This window comes from Polynucleobacter sp. 39-46-10 (genome assembly GCF_002282275.1).
The window spans coordinates 1-1,346 of the sequence record NZ_NCJB01000481.1 but is presented as its reverse complement, the minus strand read 5'-3'; the positions used below and the strand labels follow the sequence as shown (position 1 = coordinate 1,346).

1 protein-coding gene and 1 pseudogene are annotated in these 1,346 nt (G+C 47.5%); one reads left to right on the top strand and one right to left on the bottom strand.

Features of this window, described 5'->3' with window-relative positions; translation table 11 throughout:
* Positions 1-527 (bottom strand): squalene/phytoene synthase family protein (locus B7X71_RS16980; RefSeq protein WP_293601606.1); only part of this gene is annotated, 527 nt, incomplete at its 3' end.
* 107 nt (positions 528-634) lie between these two features.
* On the opposite strand from B7X71_RS16980, the pseudogene B7X71_RS16975 reads away from it, so the two are divergent.
* Positions 635-1,346: pseudogene (locus B7X71_RS16975) on the top strand (sodium:solute symporter); the annotation flags it as partial.

Here is a 1,346-nt window from a genome sequence, read left to right as displayed (position 1 = left end):
ATGGTTGTCAGTAGCTCTCCTACGACACCAGCCACTACATAGCAATACTCCTCAAATTCTGCGAGATCTTTTAGTCCTTCTTGCGTTTGCCTTCCATGGAAATGGGACATGCCATCGGACATGATTGAAACGCAACGGCTAATCGCAGCCTGATCTGTATCGGGAAAGGTGTGCAGAATTCTGAGGACGGTTGGGGTATGTGCGATTAAATCGAGCTCATCAACATTGGAATAGCCTTTTAATGCTTCTAGGCAGGGGCTTACAAATGCCTCTACCGAAATAGTGCCCAAAACTGCTTCTAAAAATAGCCTAGATAAGCGCTGCTTCTCTGTTGGACTGAGTTCAGTCGCATCCTCAATCGTGTCGACAATCCGACACAGTAGATAGGTATTCCCAACCACTGCCTCAAGCGCTGGGGAGAGAAGGGGGATGGTGAGTGCAAAAGTGCGCGATACCGAACCCAAAATCGCCTTTTGATAGGCTAGATCGCTATTGGGGTTCTCTATTGGCTGTATGGCGGAATTCACCCATGAATTATGTCAGACCAGCTGACTCAAATTTGGCTCTGATTGATTAAATGTCATAAGTGACAAGGCCATATAATTTGAGCAAATTCTGAAGGAGTAATTGGGCGATGTTGATTTGGTTTGTCATCATCTACTGGGTGGTATCTGTAGGTATCGGCCTTTGGGCTGCGCTACGGGTCAAAAACACGGCTGACTTTGCTGCAGCAGGCCATAGCCTTCCTTTGCCTATCGTCACCGCTACAGTCTTTGCTACCTGGTTTGGCTCCGAAGCGGTGTTGGGCATCCCAGCTACCTTCCTTAAGGAGGGGCTCGGCGGAATTGTTTCCGATCCTTTCGGATCTTCTCTGTGCCTGATTTTAGTAGGACTCTTTTTTGCTCGTCATCTCTATAACCGTCGCATGCTCACTATCGGCGATTTCTTTAGGGAGAAATATGGCCGTACTGTAGAGGTTTTGGTAACGCTCTGTATTGTGGTTTCTTATTTGGGGTGGGTGGCCGCGCAGATTAAAGCCTTGGGACTTGTTTTTAATGTTGTATCTGATGGCGGCATCACACAAACAGCAGGCATGTTAATTGGGGCTGGTAGCGTTCTAATTTATACGCTTTTTGGTGGCATGTGGTCAGTGGCAATCACCGACTTCATTCAGATGATCATCATTGTGGTGGGTATGCTTTATATCGGCGGTGAGATAACGGCCCAAACTGGTGGTGTTGGTGTAGTTTTCGAGCATGCAGTTGCTGCCGGCCAGTTTTCCAACTTCTGGCCTGATATGAATCTCGCTTCTATTCTTGGGTTTACAGCCGCTTTATGCACGATGA